Consider the following 238-nt stretch of genomic DNA (forward strand, 5'->3'; position numbering starts at 1 on the left):
GTTGCTGCAAAGCGGTGAAGCCGGTCAATATGTGGAAGCGCCACGTCTTGCCACCGATTTCAACATTGATGTCAGCGGCCCTACCGCCCGCGCCCGCCTCAGTCAGGTTTTTGAAAACCCAACCAACAATTGGGTCGAAGGGCTCTATGTCTTTCCGTTACCTGATGATAGTGCGGTCTATTCCCTGAAAATGATTGTTGGCGACCGCGTGATCGTTGCAGACATCAAAGAAAAAAAG

1 protein-coding gene is annotated in these 238 nt (G+C 51.3%); it reads left to right on the forward strand.

Annotation, left to right across the window (positions count from 1 at the left end; genetic code table 11):
• The coding region (locus tag HBA93_RS23355) for a VIT domain-containing protein (protein WP_286202170.1) at positions 1-238 on the forward strand (238 nt) is incomplete at both ends.

Source organism: Ochrobactrum sp. SFR4 (assembly GCF_019730395.1).
In the GTDB taxonomy this organism is placed as follows: domain Bacteria; phylum Pseudomonadota; class Alphaproteobacteria; order Rhizobiales; family Rhizobiaceae; genus Pseudochrobactrum.